The 16,375-nt window shown below is 69.7% G+C and carries 9 protein-coding genes; 7 read left to right on the top strand and 2 right to left on the bottom strand.

Going from position 1 to position 16,375, the window contains the following annotated elements; translation table 11 throughout:
- Positions 1 to 53 precede the first annotated feature (53 nt).
- Both ABZ412_RS32340 and ABZ412_RS32335 read left to right on the top strand, forming a co-directional pair.
- Positions 54 to 6,398, top strand: a complete 6,345-nt coding sequence (locus ABZ412_RS32340) for an SDR family NAD(P)-dependent oxidoreductase (protein ID WP_357287934.1) — start codon at positions 54 to 56, stop codon at positions 6,396 to 6,398.
- Positions 6,395 to 7,795 carry an aminotransferase class I/II-fold pyridoxal phosphate-dependent enzyme gene (locus ABZ412_RS32335; protein WP_357287931.1) on the top strand — a complete coding sequence of 467 codons (1,401 nt, stop codon included), beginning with the start codon at positions 6,395 to 6,397 and terminating at the stop codon, positions 7,793 to 7,795. The genes ABZ412_RS32340 and ABZ412_RS32335 overlap by 4 nt, the downstream gene beginning before the upstream one ends.
- Here ABZ412_RS32335 and ABZ412_RS32330 read toward each other — a convergent pair.
- On the bottom strand, positions 7,768 to 9,030 hold the full coding sequence (locus tag ABZ412_RS32330) for an MFS transporter (RefSeq protein ID WP_357287928.1): 1,263 nt from the start codon (positions 9,028 to 9,030) through the stop codon (positions 7,768 to 7,770). The two genes, ABZ412_RS32335 and ABZ412_RS32330, sit on opposite strands and share 28 nt — an antisense overlap.
- 94 nt (positions 9,031 to 9,124) lie before the next feature.
- On the opposite strand from ABZ412_RS32330, the gene ABZ412_RS32325 reads away from it, so the two are divergent.
- Positions 9,125 to 10,003: a LysR family transcriptional regulator gene (locus ABZ412_RS32325; protein ID WP_357287925.1), complete on the top strand. Its 879-nt coding sequence runs from the start codon at positions 9,125 to 9,127 to the stop codon at positions 10,001 to 10,003.
- A gap of 18 nt (positions 10,004 to 10,021) precedes the next feature.
- On the opposite strand, the gene ABZ412_RS32320 is transcribed toward ABZ412_RS32325, so the two are convergent.
- Entirely contained in the window at positions 10,022 to 12,310 is a 2,289-nt protein-coding gene (locus tag ABZ412_RS32320) for a molybdopterin-dependent oxidoreductase (RefSeq protein ID WP_357287922.1), read from the bottom strand.
- Positions 12,311 to 12,418: 108 nt separating this feature from the next.
- Here ABZ412_RS32320 and ABZ412_RS32315 point away from each other — a divergent pair, with 108 nt between their 5' ends.
- The 4 genes from ABZ412_RS32315 to ABZ412_RS32300 form a co-directional block, all read left to right on the top strand.
- Positions 12,419 to 13,066: a helix-turn-helix domain-containing protein gene (locus tag ABZ412_RS32315; protein ID WP_357287920.1), complete on the top strand. Its 648-nt coding sequence runs from the start codon at positions 12,419 to 12,421 to the stop codon at positions 13,064 to 13,066.
- Between the two features lie 2 nt (positions 13,067 to 13,068).
- Positions 13,069 to 13,929, top strand: a complete 861-nt coding sequence (locus ABZ412_RS32310) for a 3-hydroxyacyl-CoA dehydrogenase (protein WP_357288073.1) — start codon at positions 13,069 to 13,071, stop codon at positions 13,927 to 13,929.
- A 46-nt stretch (positions 13,930 to 13,975) separates the two neighbouring features.
- Positions 13,976 to 15,739 carry an oleate hydratase gene (locus ABZ412_RS32305; RefSeq protein WP_357287917.1) on the top strand — a complete coding sequence of 588 codons (1,764 nt, stop codon included), beginning with the start codon at positions 13,976 to 13,978 and terminating at the stop codon, positions 15,737 to 15,739.
- A 201-nt stretch (positions 15,740 to 15,940) separates the two neighbouring features.
- Positions 15,941 to 16,375 (top strand): nuclear transport factor 2 family protein (locus ABZ412_RS32300; RefSeq protein ID WP_357287915.1); only part of this gene is annotated, 435 nt, incomplete at its 3' end.

Genomic DNA, 16,375 nt, shown 5'->3' with positions numbered 1-16,375 from the left:
CGCGCGCCCTCGGGGGGGATCACCAGGTTCGTTCTGTTTTCCGAGGAGATGCAGTGTCTGACCTTGCCATTGTCGGAATCGGGTGCCGCTATGCCGGCGGCATCGATTCCCCGGAGTCGTTCTGGGACTTCATCATCAACAAGGGCGACGGGGTCGTGGAGATCCCGTCCGACCGGTGGGACTACCGCCGGTATTACGACCCGGACAAACGCACGCCGGGACGCATGTACACCAAACGGGCCGCCTTCATGACCGGCGACCCGTGGGCCTTCGACCCCGACTTCTTCGGCATCTCGCCGCGCGAGGCCGCCGCCATGGACCCGCAGCAGCGCCTCGTCCTCGAGGTGGCCTGGGAGGCGCTCGACGACGCGGGCATCGCCGGACAGGCCGCGGGCGCGCCGATCGGCGTCTACGTCGGGGCCTTCACGCTGGACCAGATGGCGGTGTCCAACACCAATGCGGCGCTGCCGTGGGTGGACATGCACACCGCGGCGGGCGCGTCGTACACCATGCTGTCCAACCGGATCGCGTACGCGCTCAACATGATCGGCCCCGCGCTCACCGTCGACACCGCCTGCTCGTCGTCGCTGGTGGCCTTCCACCTGGCCTGCCAGGCGCTGGCCAACGGCGACTGCGAGGTGGCTCTGGCGGGCGGCGTCACCATGCTGCTGCAGCCGGAGGTGTTCGTCTCGATGTGCAAGGGCGGCTTCCTGGCCGCCGACGGCCGCAGTAAGCCCTTCGACGCCGCCGCCGACGGCTACGGCCGCGGTGAGGGCTCGGGCATGGTGGTGCTCAAGCGGCTCGAGGACGCCGAGCGCGCCGGGGACCGGATCTACGCGGTGGTCAAGGCCACCGGATCCAATCAGGACGGGCGCACCACCGCCATCACCGTTCCCAACGCGGATCTGCAGGAAGCCCTGGCCAAGTCGGTCACCGAGCGGGCGGGCATCGCACCGCACGAGGTCACCTACGTGGAGGCGCACGGCACCGGCACCCCGGTCGGCGACCCGCTGGAACTGCGGGCCATCGGACGCGCCTACGGGCAGGTCGAGGGGCGGACCGCGCCGCTGGGCGTGGGCTCGGTCAAGGGGCAGCTCGGGCACACCGAGGCCGCCTCGGGTATCGCGAGCGTCATCAAGTCGGCGCTGGCCATCACCCACCGCACCATCGCGCCGCAGGGCTGGTTGAACGAGCCGAACCCGGAGATCCCGTTCGACGAGCTGGGTCTGGCCTTGCAGGTGGAGGCGCAGCCGGTCGATCCGGAGACCCGAATGACGGTCGCGGTCAACGGTTTCGGCTACGGCGGCACCAACGCGCACGTCATCCTCCAGGAATACGTCGCGGCGGACACTCCGGAGCGGGAGCCCAGACACCATGGCGTGCTGCCGATTTCGGCGCGCACCGACACCGCCGCGCGCGAACTGGCGCGCGGCTACGCCGAGCTCATCGCCGCCGGAGCCGAACCCGCCCGGCTGGCCGAGGCGGCGTGGACCCGGCGGCACCATCACGGTGTGCGCGCGGGCCTCACCTTCGGTGACGACGCCGAGCTGGTGCGGGCGCTGATCGACTTCGCGGGCGGCGAGGGCCGCACCGCCAAGGTGATCGCCCGCAAGGCGCCCGAACCGGTGTTCGTGTTCACCGGCATGGGTCCGCAGTGGTGGGCCATGGGCCGCCGACTGCTCACCACCGGTGGCGCTTTCGCCACCGAGGCCGAGCGGATCGACGCGGTGTTCCGGGAGATCTCGGGCTGGTCGATCGTCGAGGAGCTGCTGCGGCCCGAGGAGCAGTCGCGGGTCACCTCGACCGCGGTCGCCCAGCCCGCCAACTTCCTGATCCAGGTCGCTCTGGTCGCCCTGCTCGACGAGCTGGGCATCCGGCCCGCCGCCGTGGTCGGCCACAGTGTCGGCGAGGTGTCGGCGGCCTACGTCACCGGGATGCTGTCGCTGCGGGACGCGCTGCTGGTCAGCTTCCATCGCGCCCGCCTGCAGGCCACCACGGCCGGTTCGGGCGGCATGCTCGCGGTCGGTCTGGCCCCCGCCGCCGCGCTGGAGCTGATCGACGGCGACGAACTGGTCAGCATCGCCGCGATCAACAGCCCGAGCGCGGTCACCCTCGCGGGCAACGAGCAGCGGCTCGACGAGATCGCCGAATCCCTCACCGAGCAAGGCGTTTTCGCGCGCCGACTCCAGGTCGAGGTGCCGTATCACAGCTACCTGATGGACCCCATCCTCGACGAGCTGACCGCCGCCCTGGCCGGGCTGAGCCTCGCCGAGCCGCGTATCCCGCTGTGGTCCACCGTGACCGGCACCCGGGTGACCGCGGGCGACTGGGACGCGGCCTACTGGTGCGCCAATGTGCGGCAGCCCGTCCGCTTCGCCGACGCCATCACCGAACTGGTGGGCGTGGGCAGCCGGGTGTTCCTGGAGGTCGGCCCGCATCCGGTGCTGGGCGCCAACATTCGCGAGATCCTGATCGGCGCGAACGAGACCGGCACCACCGTCGCCACCCTCAACCGCAAGCAGGACGACGCCGAGAGCGTCCGGCAGACCCTGGCCGGGCTGTACGCGGCGGGTGTGCTCGACATCGACGCCCTCTTCGGCGATCTGGTCACCCGGCATGTGGATCTGCCGCGCTACCCATGGCAGCGCACCCGGCTGCGCGTCGAACTGAGCGGCATGCAGCGGCTCAAGTACGGCACGCCCGGTATGTACCGCATGCTCGGCGATCCCGTACCGGAGCACCCGAACACCGCATGGCGCGTCCAGCTCAGCGTCGGCGACATGCCGTGGCTGGCCGACCATGTGGTCGGCGGGTCTCGCATCCTGCCCGGCGCGGCATATCTGGACGCGGCCCTGAGCGCGGCGGCGCTGCGCACCGAGTCCACCCGGGTCGCCGTCGAGGACGTCCGGTTCCTCGCGCCGCTGGTGGTGGACGAGGGCATGGCCCCGGTGGTGGAACTGCAGGTGGAGGAATCCACCCGGCGCTTCAGCATTCGCTCCCGCGACGCGGCGGGCGACGCCTGGACGGTCAATGCCACCGGCCGCCTGGTCGAGGGCGTCTACGAGCCGTCCAAGGCCGAGCTGCCGGTGCTCGAGGAGATGGCCGCCATCGACCCCGACGCCTATTACACCGCCTTCGCCGCCCGCGGCCTCGACTACGGCCCGGACTTCCGCCGCGCCACCGCGCTGCGGGTGAGCGGCAATACCGTGGTCGCGACCCTGGACGGAACCATTGCCCGCGACAGCGGGCACCTCGCCCACCCGGCGGTCGTCGACGCGGCCGTGCAGTGCTTCGGAGCGGTCCTCGCCGCCGCGCCGAACGCCGGACGGGGAGCGCTGGTTCCGGTCGCCGTCGCAGGCGTGCGGGTGTTCGCGCCCATCCCGGAGCGGGTGACGGTGGTGGCCCGCCTCACCAGTACCAGCGGCGACCAGACCGCCGACGAGCTCACCTGCGACTACGACCTGCTCGACGATGAGGAGAACATCGTCATGCGGATCCTGGGCCTGCGGCTGGGCGACATCAACCCCGATCGTGGTGCGCTGCAACGGCTCACGGACTACTTCTACGAGGACCGCTGGGACATGCGGGAACCGGTGGACACCACCGCCCTGCCCACCCCCGATACCGCGTACACGCTGGCCGTCGACTTCGCCGCCGAGGCGGGAGCGCGGGCCACATCCATCGCGGGCGCCACGGCCCACGGCGAGGTGCTCGCCGTCGGCGATCCGGGCCGCGAGGACCTGGAATCCGTTGTGCGCGAGCGGCTCCAGCGGATCGTGGCGCTCAACGGTGTCGAGCGCACGCACATCGTGCTGGTCGCGGGACACGACTACACCGACCTGGACGCGCTGTGGACGCTGCGTCGCATCGCGGTCACCGTCGAGGGCTTCCTCGAGGACTGGCTCGAGCAGCGCGGCGAGGAAATCCCTATGACCGGTGACGGTTCCGTGCACGTCTCCCTGGTCACCGAGCGGGCCTTCGCGCACCCGGACGAGGACGCGGTCCCCGATCCTGCGCACGCCGCGCTGGCCGGCGCCCGCCGGGTGCTGCTCAACGAGCAGCCGCGGCTGCGCTGGCGGCTCATCGACGTGGATCCGGAGGTGAGCGAGGCGGACCTGGCGGCAGAGCTGGCAGTGCCGGGCGCGTTCACCTACGACCACGCCGACGAAGTGGTGCTGCGCAACGGGTTGCGCTGGGTGACGGTGGTCGCGGCCACCCTGCCCGAGCGCATCGACGGACTGGACCGGGCCGAGCCGCTCACCGATCCGGAGGCGAACTTCCGGCTGGAGCTGCCCAAGTCGCGGGTGCTGTCGCGGCTGGCGTGGCGGCGCTGCGAACGCCGCGCGCCCGGGGCGGGCGAGGTCGAGGTGCGCATCCTGGCGGTCGGTCTCGGCTACAAGGACCCGCTCAAGGTCATCGGGGTGCTCGGTGAGCGCGAGATGGCGGGCACCTTCTACGGCACCGAGCCCGGGATGGAGGCCGACGCCGTCGTCGTCCGGACCGGTACGGGCGTCGGCGATCTCGCGGTCGGCGACCGGGTGTTCGTGACGTCCAAGGGCATGATCTCCCGCTTCCACACCACCGAGGCCGACCTGGTCACCCGGGTGCCGGCGGACACCGAGCCCGGCGCATGCACCAGCACGGTCGCGTTCGCGACCGCCGAGCACTCGCTGCTCGAACTGGCGCGGGTGCGCAAGGGCGAGGTGGTGCTGGTGCACGGCGCGGCGGGCGGTGTCGGCTCAGCCGCGGTGCAGGTCGCGAAGCTGTACGGGGCCACGGTGATCGGCACCGCCAGCAGTGACGAGCGCCGGGCCTATGTGCTCGAACAGGGCGCCGACCACGCGCTGGACTCGCGGTCGCTGAACTTCGCCGACGACGTCCTGGGCCTCACCTCCGGTCGCGGCGCGGACGTGGTGATCAGCACCGCGCCCGGGGAGATCCTGCGGCAGAACTTCAAGGCGGTGGCCGAGTTCGGGCGCATCGTGGAGATCGGCAAGGCCGACATCTACGGCGGCGGCGTGCTCGACCTGGGGTACTTCGACAAGAACCTCTCCTACCACTCCTTCGACCTGGACCGCATGCTGGCGATCAAGCGCTCGGCCACCAGCGATCTGGTACGCGGCGTGCAGGAGAAGCTGGCGTCGGGCCACTACCGGTACCTGCCGTTCGAGGTGTACGACACCGCCGACGTGGCCCGGGCCTTCGAGGACGTGGCCCGTTCGGCGCAGCTCGGCCGGATCGCGGTGCGCCTGGAATCCGAAGCGCCGCAGGTGCGTCCGCTGATCGCGGCGGTCACCGTGGATCCGGCGGCCCGGTACCTGATCACCGGCGGGTTCGGCGCGTTCGGCCTCGCCGTCGGGCGCTGGCTGGCCGGGCTGGGCGCACGCCACCTGACCCTGCTGGGCCGGGGCGGCGCGACCACCGACGCCGCCCGCGCCCAACTGGCGCGCTGGCGGGCGCAGGGCGTCGAGGTCACCGAGGAACTGGTGGACGTCACCGACATCGAGGCCATGGAAGCCGTGGTGGCGCGGGCGCATTCCGCCGAGCACCCGCTGCGCGGCGTCTTCCACACCGCGGGCACGCTCGACGACAAGCGGGTCGCCGACATGGACCGGGACAGCCTGGCCAAGGTGTACCGGCCCAAGGCGGAGGGCGTGATCGCGCTGCGGCACGGGCTGGCCGCGGCCGGAGCCGAGCTCGACATGTTCGTGCTGTTCTCCTCCGGCAGCACCATCTTCGGCAGCATCGGCCAATACGCCTACACCGCGGCCAATCTCGCGCTCAATGCCACCGCCGACCTGGTGGTCCGCGACGGCGGCACGGCGCTGGCGGTCGGCTGGGGTCACATGTCCGGCGGCGGCATGGCCGACGACGACTATGTGTCCCGCTACCTGCGCACCGCCGGATTCGACCCGATCGACATGGACGAGGGCGTCGAATACCTGGAGAAGTCCCTGGAACTGGGCATCCATCACCAGGCGTCGATCATCCCGATCAACTGGTCGACGGTGGCCTCCACGGTGTCCTGGTACGCCATGACCGGCCGCACCGCCGAGCTGATCGCCGCTGCGGCGCAGGACAATTCGGCCGCCTCGCAGCTGGTGTCGGCGCTGCGCGAACTCGACGAGCAGAAGCGGGCCGACGTGGTGGCGCACATGCTGGCCGAGCAACTGGCCGTGGTGATGGGCGTCGACGCCGACTCGATCGACCTCACGATCCCGGTGCCGGAACTGGGCCTGGACTCGCTGATGGCGGTGGAATTCGGTGCGCTGGTGGGCAAGACACTGGGCGTGGACCTGCTGTCGATGAAGGTCGGGCGGTCGTTCACCCTCCAGCTCGCGGGGGCCCGCGCCGCCGAGATGCTGGTCGGCGCGAACACCGGGGCGGTGTCGGCATGAGCGAATCCGCACGGGACCTGGCACGCAAACTGCTGGCGGGCAACGCGACCACGGAGGCGGGAGTGCCCGGCCCGGCCACCACGGTCCGGCACACCGCGCCCGCCACGCCGGCTCCCCTCGCGGGGCGGACTGGTCCGGCTCGCGCTCCGCGCGGGCCGGGTCGGCAGTTCGCCGACCATCCGGAGGTCGCGGCGGCCGTCGCCAAACGGGCGGCCATCGCGGCCATCAGCGAGCAGTCGGGCATGCCGAACCCGCTGTTCCTGCCACGGAACAGCCCGAACGACACCGTCATCCGGGCCATGGACACCGACCTGGTGAACTTCAGCGCCTACAACTACCTGGGACTGTCCAGCCACCCCCGGGTGGTGCGGGCGGCCCAGGAGGCCCTCGACCAGTACGGCGCGTCGGCCTCGGCGAGCCGGATCGTGTCCGGTGAGATCCCGCTCTACGGCGAACTGGAGCAGCGGCTCGCCGGAATGTACGACGTGGGCGACGCGATGGTGACCACCAGCGGCTACCTCACCAACGCGGGCGTCATCGGCTTCCTGCTGCGCGAGGGCGATGTGGCGTTCTGCGACAGCCTGATCCACGGCAGTGTGGTCTCCGGCACGCAGTGGGCCGGCTGCCGCCGGATCAACTTCCGGCACAACGATCCCGACTCGCTGCGGTCGGTGCTGAAGATGTCGCGGTCCGGGTTCGATCGGGCGCTGGTGGTGCTGGAAGGCCACTACTCCATGGACGGCACCGTCGGCCGGGTGGCCGAACTGGCCGCCGTGGCCCGCGAATTCGACTGTGCCGTCATGGTGGACGAGGCCCACTCGCTCGGCGTGTTCGGCGCGGCCGGGCACGGCATCCGCGAGCACTACGGCATGGCCGGGGCCGAGGTCGACATCTGGATGGGCACGCTGTCCAAGGCGCTGGGCAGCGTCGGCGGGTTCATCGCCGCCGACGCCGAGCTGATCGCGGCGATGAAATCCAGTGCACCGGGCGTGGCCATGCTGACCGGTGCGCCCGCGCCGTCCGCCATCGCGGCGGCGCTGGCCGGTCTGGATGTGCTCGCGGCCGAACCGGATCGGGTGGCCCGGCTGTGGCACAACGCCCGGCTGTTCGACACCGCGCTGCGGGAGCGGGGACTGGATCTCGGTGAGTCCCAGGGCACGCCGATCGTGCCGGTGATCGTGCCGGGCGAGATGCGGGCCGGATTCGTGTCCGCGCACCTGCTGCGCCAGGGCGTGTACGCCGGGGCCATCTCGGCCCCGGCGGTGCCGGTGGGCAAGGAGCGGCTGCGCTTCTTCATCACCTCCGAGCACAGCGAGCGGCAGTTGCTGTCGACGGCGGACCTGCTGGCCGAGGCGATCGCGCTGGCGGGTCAGCTGCCCGAGGCCATGGCGGTCTGAGTCCGGCGGTGCTGTGGGCGGAGCGCGAACACCGCCCACAGCACCAGACCGGCCACCGTGGCGGCCACCCCGAGTTCGCACACCCGCGTCCAGCCGCCCGCCTCGAACGCGGCCCCGGCGGTCACCGATCCGGTCACGCCGCCGAGGAAGTAGGTGACCATGTAGGCGGTGGTCAGGCGGCTGCGCGCGGCTGGATCCAGGGTGTAGATGGCCGACTGGTTGGTCAGATGCGCGCCCTGGATACCGAAGTCGAAGACCACCAGCGCGGCGATCAACGCCACCACGTTGTGCCCGCCCCACACCACCAGCACCCAGCTGGCCAGCAGCACCAGCCAGGTCAGCGTGGTGACGCGGCGCAGGTGCCCGCGGTCGGCCAGCCGGCCCACCACCGGCGCGCCCAGCGCCCCGACCACCCCCGCCAGGCCGAACAGGCCGATCACGAATTCGCCGTAGTGGTACGAACTTCCGCCCGATCCGGACAGCTGGAACGCCAGCGCGGTCCACACCAGCGAGAAGCTCCCCATCAGGATGAACCCGAGCAGCATGCGCTGCCGCAACACCGCGTGGCGGCGGATCAGACCCATGATCGACACCAGCACTCGTGGATAGCTCTCCCCGGTCGCCGCGCGCGGGGTGGCGGGCGCGAGCAGGTACACGCTGATCGCCATCACCACCTGCAGTCCGGCCGCCACCAGCAGCACCGCGCGCCAGCCACCCAGCTGCGCCACCGCCCCGGACAGCACCCGCGACAACAGGATTCCCAGCAGCAGGCCGCTCATCACCGTGCCGACCACCTGCCCGCGCCGCGCCGGATCGGCCAGCGCCGAGGCCCACGGCACCACCACCTGCGCCGCCGAGGCCGCCACCCCGGTGGCCGCCACTCCCGCGACGAGCACCGCGTAGTTCGGCGCGAACGCCGACACCAGCAGGGCGGCGACCGAGGCGAGCAGCAGCACCGGCACCATGCGGTGGCGGCGCAGGAAGTCACCGAGCGGGACCAGGAACGCCAGGCCGCACAGATAGCCGATCTGGGCCGCGCTCACCAACAGCGCCGCACTCGCGGTGGACACCGTCAGGTCGCCGGCGACCTGGTGCAGCAGGGGTTGCAGGTAGTAGTTGCCCGCGGCCGAGGAGCCGGCGGTCACCGCGAACACCAGCACCGTCGTCCGGGTCAGCGTCGGGTCAGCCTCGGGAGCGATCGGTGCGGGTGCCGCGGTGCGGAGCGTGGAAACCATCACCGCTTCATGGTGGGCGGGGATTTCAATCTACAAAAGCGATGGTTTTCGATACTGCTATCTATCCAATAGATGGCAGGGCTAAGCTCGGCCCATGGAGCTGCGTCAGATCGAATGCTTCCTGGCCTGTTGCGACCACCGGTCCTTCACCGCCGCGGCCCGCCACCTCAACCTGGTGCAGTCGGCGGTCTCCACCAGCGTCGCCAAACTCGAGCACGAACTCGGGGTGCGCCTGTTCGACCGCACCCCGCGCACCCTCGAGCCGACCGTCGCGGGCCGGGCCATGGTCGCGCCCGCCCGCACCCTGCTGCGCGCCCGCGGCGACATCGTGGACGCCATCGACGCCGCCCGCGGGGAGATCCGCGGGGAGGTGGTCGTCGGCAATCTGATGAACATCCACAACATCGACCTGGCGGGCATCATCGCCGAACTGCACCGGCAGTATCCGGAGGTGACCCTGCGGATGCGTCAGAGCATCTCCGGAATGGCCGGCAATGTGGCCGGACTGCTGGACAATTCGCTCGAACTGGCGCTGCTCGCGGGCATGAGCGACGAATTCCCCGGCCTCACCACCCATCTCATCGCCGAGGAGACGCTGGTGCTGTGCACCGCGCCCGGGCATCCGCTGGCGGGCCGCCCCTTCCACGCCGCCGATCTGCACGGGGTGCGGTTCATCGACTTCCCGCCGGGCTGGGGCATCCGCACCATCGCCGACGAGCTGTTCCCGGGCCGCTATCCGGTCATCGAGGTGGCCGACCAGGCGTTCGCACTGGAGTTGGCGGCCAAGGATTTCGGGGTCGCGCTCATCCCGCTGTCGGTCGCGCGGCTCTCCCCCGGCGTCCCGTTCGCCGACTACCGGCCGTATCCGCTGCCGTGGCGTTTGTGCGTCGGTCACGCGGCCGCGCGGACTCCGTCGAACGCGGCGCGCACGGTCATCGAAGCGCTCGTCGCGCACGGCGGCGCGGGGCGATGACGTGCGGCCGCGCAGCCTTCACAGGTCGACGATGGCGGGTGGGCCGGTGACGGTCAGGGGCGGGAGCGGGTCGGTGTAGCGCTCGATCTCCACCAGGGACAGCTGGCCCGTGCACCCTTGGCTCAGGCGGGACGTGCCGCGATCCCGGGTGACCGCGTTGGGGTTTCCGTGGCGGCAGAAGGTCGCGTCGGCGGGGTCGGGGTCGTACCAGGCGCCGGTGGACAGCTGCGCGACGCCCGGGCGCACCGAATCGCTGATCTCCAGCCCGGCCAGGCAGCTGCCGCGATCGTTGAATATCCGGACGATGTCGCCCGCGGCGAGACCGCGCGCGGCCGCGTCGTCCGGGTGCAGCCGGACCGGTTCGCGGCCCCGGATCTTCGAGGACTGGCTGTGCGCGCCGATATCGAGCTGACTGTGCAGTTTGGTCCGAGGCTGGTTGGCCACCAATTGAATCGGGAACCGGGCCGCCAGCGGGCCGCCCAGCCATTCGTCCGGCTCGAGCCACACCGGGTGGCCCGGGCAGTCGTCGTAGCCGAAGCCCGCGATGGTCTCGGAGAAGATCTCGATCCGCCCGCTCGGGGTGTGCAGCGGGTGAGCGACCGGGTCGGCGCGGAAGTCGGCGAAGGCGACGTGCTCCTCGGCTTCGAGGGGCAGGTCCAGGGATTCCCCGGACCAGAAGGTGTCGTAGTCGGGCACGTCGTGGCCGCGGGCGCTCAATCGGTCGCGCCACTCGTCGTAGAGGTGGCGCAGCCATTCCCGATCCGTGCGCCCCTCGGTGAATTCCTTACCGATGCCGAGCCTTTCGGCCAGTTCACCGAACATCCAGTAGTCGTCGCGGGCCTGCGCGTGCGGCCGGGTCAGGGCGGGCATCGGGAACAGGTAGCGGTCGCCCTCGCCCGAGCCGTAGTCGTCGCGTTCGAGGGTCATGGTCGAGGGCAGCACGATGTCGGCGTGCCGGGCCGTGGCCGACCAGAACGGATCGTGCACCACCACGGTGTCCGGCCGGCCGAAGGCGGTGCGCAGCCGGGCCAGGTCCTGGTGGTGATGGAAGGGGTTGCCACCGGCCCAATAGACCAGGCGGATGGCGGGATACGTGCGATGCTCGCCGTTGTACTCGTACGGCTCACCCGGGTTCAGCAGCATGTCCGCGATGCGCGCGACGGGGATGAAGTCGTGCACGGCGTTGCGCCCCTGCGGCAGTTTCGGCGGGGACGTGACCCGCACGGCCAGACCGACATTCCCGGCCGAACCGTAGCCGTGGCCGAATCCGCCTCCGGGCAGACCGATCTGGCCGAGCATGGCGGCCAGCACCACGCCCAGCCACAGCGGCTGCTCCCCGTAGCGGGCCCGCTGCAGCGACCAGCTCACCGTGACCAGGGTGCGGGTGGTCGCCATCTCGCGGGCGAGGGTGCGAATCCGGTCCGCGGGAACACCGGTGATGGGCTCGGCCCAGTCCGGGTCCTTGACGATGCCGTCCGCCGCGCCGCGCACATAGTCGCGGAAGCGGTCGTAGCCGACGGTGTAGCGGTCCAGGAAAGCGTTGTCCGCCAGCCCTTCCGCGTCCAGCACCTGGGCCAGCGCGAGCATCAGCGCGGCATCGCTGCCCGGCCGGGACGCGATCCATTCGGCGTGGGCCTCGGCCGGGCAGTCGTCGCGCAGCGGGCCGATGGTGACGAAGCGGCAGCCATTGGCGTGCGCGGTCTCGATCCAGCCGCGGCCGTTGTGCTTGGAGACCCCGCCGGGCGAGACCACCACGTTCTTCGGGGACAGACCGCCGAAGGAGACGATCAGCTTCGAGTGCTCGGCCAGCACCGACTTGGTGGTGGCCCGGGACATGATGGTGCCCATATCGGCGAGGATGTGCGGCAGCAACACCGTCGACGCGCCCAGGCTGTAGCTGTTGCGATGCGAGACGTAACCGCCGAGGCAGTTGAGAAATCGGTGAATCTGGCTCTGCGCGTGATGGAATCGGCCCGCGCTGGCCCAGCCGTAGGAGCCGCCGTAGACGGCGCCCGCACCGAATTCCCGGTACACCCTGGCCAATTCACCGGCCAGCAGATCCAGCGCGGTCTCCCACGAGACCGGCACGAACTCCTGCGCGCCGCGCGGTCCGGGCCCGGGGCCGTGTTCCAGCCAGCCGCGCCGCACATAGGGCTGGTCGATGCGGGCCGGATGGTGCTGGGCCGAGGCGACATTCTCGATGAGCGGAGTGGGTTCGGGGTCCGCGTGCCACGGGCGGACCGTGGTCAGCCGTTCGCCGTCACTGTCCGCTTCGAGAACGCCCCAGTGGGTGAGGTGCGTGGCCATGCCCACAACATACGCCCGGCCGGTCGGGGCGGGGTTGCGGATTCAGTAGCTTGGAGTACGCTCATTTTTGAGTCCACTCAGTTCCGCAGGCAGGGTTGGAGGTGTCCGATGGCCACAACGGCCACATCGGCGCACGTCGGACGACGGCAACGCAAGATGCACGACAAACAGTCCAGGATCTTCGAGGCGGCCGCGACCCTGTTTGCCGAACAGGGCTTCGACCGGGTCACCACCCAGCAGATCTCCGATCGCGCCGATATCGCGGCGGGCACGCTGTTCCGCTACGCGGCCACCAAAGGCGAACTGTTGCTGATGGTTTACAACGAGGAGCTGCGCACCGCGCTGGAGGTCGGCGCGGATCAGGCTCGCGCGCAGGCCGATACCGTCGCGGCGGTGTGCGAGATGCTGGGCCCGCTGCTGCGGACCGCCGCGCAACGACCCGAGAACACCATCGTCTATCAGCGTGAACTGCTGTTCGGCTCACCCACCGACAAGTACCGCTCCGAGGGCCTGGCCCTGGTGGCCCGGCTGGAATCCATGATCGCCGAACGGCTCGTCGCCGACTCCGGCGCGACCGGGTCACCACAGGTCGAGGAGCAGGCGCGAGTAGCCGGTCGCAGCATCTTCGCGGTGCTGCACCTGGCCTTGGCCCGGCCGTCCACCGGCGCGCATCCCGGGCACGACGCCATGGCGGATCTGCGGGCGCAGATCGCACAGATAATCGCCGGATACTTCACATCCACAGGGAGGCAATGACAATGGGCATCGAGATCCGCAAGGTCACCGTGCTCGGCACCGGTGTGCTGGGTTCCCAGATCGCGTTCCAGACCGCGTTCCGCGGCTTCGACGTCACCGGATACGACATCGACGACGCGGCGCTGACCGCGGCCCGCGGGCGCTTCGACAAGCTGGCCGCCACCTACCGCGAGCAGGTGCCCGGTGCGGGCGACGGCAAGGCCGAGGCGACCGCGGCGGGCATCGCGCTCAGTTCCGATCTGGGCGCGGCGGTTTCGGATGCCGACCTGGTGATCGAGGCGGTGCCGGAGGTGCTCTCACTCAAGCAGGAGATCTACGAGAAGCTGGGCAAGCTGGCCCCCGAGCGCACCATCTTCGCCACCAACTCCTCCACCCTGCTGCCCAGCGCCATCAAGGATTTCACCGGTCGGCCCGATCGGTTCCTGGCGTTGCATTTCGCGAATCAGGTGTGGCACTTCAACACCGCCGAGATCATGGGCACCCCCGACACCGATCCGGCCGTCTACCAGGCGGTGGTGGACTTCGCCTCCGCCATCGGCATGGTGCCCATCGAACTGCACAAGGAGAAGGCGGGCTACGTCCTCAACTCGCTGCTGGTGCCGCTGCTCAACGCGGCCATGAACCTCGCCGAGGGCGGCTACGCGGAGCCCGAGGCGGTGGACAAGACCTGGCGCATCGGCACCGGCGCTCCGGCCGGGCCGTTCCAGATCCTCGACATCATCGGGCTCACCACGCCCTACAACATCCTGATGAGCGGTGACGCCACCGGACAGCGAATCGCGCAGTGGCTCAAGGACAACTACATCGACAAGGGCAAGCTCGGCATCGCCACCGGAGAGGGGTTCTACAAGTACACGGCCTAGGCGCACACCGTTTTTCCAGACCGATCCCCCACGGACAGGAGTTCTGATGGAGTACACCAGCGGCAACTACGAAGCCTTCGCACGGCCCCGCAAGCCCGCGGGCGTGGATGGCAAGACGGCCTGGTTCGTCGGGTCGGGTCTCGCCTCGCTGTCCGGCGCGGCCTTCCTCATCCGCGATGGCCGGATGCCCGGGAACAAGATCACCATTCTGGAAGAGCTGAAGATCCCCGGCGGCGCGCTCGACGGCATCAGGGAACCGAAGAAGGGCTTCGTCATCCGCGGCGGCCGCGAGATGGAGAACCACTTCGAATGCCTGTGGGACCTGTTCCGGTCCATCCCGTCCATCGAGGTCGAGGACGCCAGCGTGCTCGACGAGTTCTACTGGCTCAACAAGGACGACCCGAACTTCTCGCTGGAGCGCGCCACCGTCAATCGCGGGCAGAGCGCGCAGACCAAGAACCTCTTCACGCTGAACGACAAGGCGCAGCAGGACGTCACCAAGATCTTCCTCGCCACTCGGGAGGAGATGGAGGGCAAGCGGATCAACGAGGTGTTCTCGAAGGACTTCTTCGAGAGCAACTTCTGGATGTACTGGCGCACCATGTTCGCCTTCGAGGACTGGCACAGCGCGCTGGAGATGAAGCTGTACCTGCACCGATTCGTGCACCACATCGGGGGGCTGCCGGACTTCTCGGCGCTGAAGTTCACCAAGTACAACCAGTACGAGTCGCTGGTGCTGCCGCTGTACCGGTGGCTGCTGGACCAGGGCGTGACGTTCACGTTCGACACCACCGTCACCGACGTCGACTTCGAGATCAGCGGGGATCGCAAGCAGGCCACCAGGATTCACTGGACTTCCGAGGGAGTCGACGGCGGGGTGGACCTGGGTCCGGACGATCTGCTGCTGATGACCATCGGGTCGCTGACCGAGAACTCCGACGAGGGCGACCAGCACACGCCCGCTCAGCTGAACGAGGGCCCGGCGCCGGCGTGGGATCTGTGGCGGCGCATCGCGGCCAAGGACGAGGCTTTCGGGCGTCCCGACGTGTTCGGCTCGCATATCCCCGAGACCAAGTGGGAGTCGGCCACCGTCACCACGCTGGATCAGCGCATCCCCGAATACATTCAGAAGATCTGTAAGCGGGATCCCTTCAGCGGCAAGGTCGTCACCGGCGGCATCGTCACGGTCAAGGACTCCAGCTGGCTGATGAGCTGGACGGTGAACCGGCAGCCGCACTTCAAGCAGCAGCCCAAGGATCAGATCGTGGTCTGGGTGTACGCGCTGTTCGCCGACAAGCCCGGCGACTACGTGAAGAAGACCATGCAGGAGTGCACCGGCGCGGAGATCACCCAGGAATGGCTGTACCACCTGGGCGTGCCCGAGTCCGACATCCCCGAACTGGCGGCGGAGGCGGCGCGCTGCGTGCCGGTGATGATGCCGTACGTGACCGCCTTCTTCATGCCCCGCAAGGCCGGTGACCGGCCCGACGTGGTGCCCGCGGGTTCGGTGAACTTCGCGTTCATCGGCCAGTTCGCGGAGACCAGCCGGGACTGCATCTTCACCACCGAGTACTCGGTGCGCACCGGGATGGAGGCGGCGTATCAGCTGCTCGACATCGAGCGGGGTGTGCCGGAGGTGTTCAACTCCACCTACGACATCCGCACGCTGCTGACGGCCATGACGCGGCTGCGCGACGGCGACCCGATCGACCTGCCCGGGCCGGAGCTGCTGTGGCGCGGGGTGGCGAAGCGGTTCGGCAACAACGAGATCGGCGAGCTGCTGACCCAGTACGGCGTCATCGGCAAGTAGAGCGCCACCGCGACGGCCCGGTTCCCGGTGGGATCGGGCCGTTGTCGTCTTCACATCGAGCCTGGAGCCTGGAGCCTGGAGCCTGGAGCCTGGAGCCAGATAGTGAACTAATTGTCTATATTGTCTCTAGACAGATACCAGTAATTGGCGCTACCTTTCGAATCCATAGGCAGTGATTTGACTATCTGGATGTGAGGGATCATGCACCCGTTCCGTCAGGCCGTCGAGGCCCGCGATGCCGCGGCCATCGAAGCGCTGCTCGCCGACAATGTGGTTTTCACCAGCCCGGTCGCCTTCAAGCCCTATCCGGGTAAGGCCATCACCGCGGCCATCCTGCGCGGGGTGATGCGGGTGTTCGAGGACTTCCGGTACGTGAAGGAGATCGGTGCGCCGGACGCCGCCGACCACGCGCTGGTCTTCGAGACCACCGTCGCGGGCAAGCGCATCACCGGGTGCGACTTCCTGCACTTCGACGCCGACGGCAAGATCGACGAATTCACGGTGATGGTCCGCCCGCTCTCGGGCGCCCAGGCGCTGGCCGAGGCCATGGCCGCCCAGTTCGCGCAGATCCAGGCCGAGGCCGTCGCGCAAATCGAACGGGAGGCAGCGGCGGCCAAACGCCAGGCGGCGGGTGCG

The sequence above is a fragment of the Nocardia sp. NPDC005746 genome (assembly GCF_040630785.1).
Taxonomy (GTDB): Bacteria; Actinomycetota; Actinomycetes; order Mycobacteriales; family Mycobacteriaceae; genus Nocardia.
The sequence above is the reverse complement of the archived record's forward strand: the minus strand, read 5'-3'. Positions and strand labels throughout refer to the sequence as shown.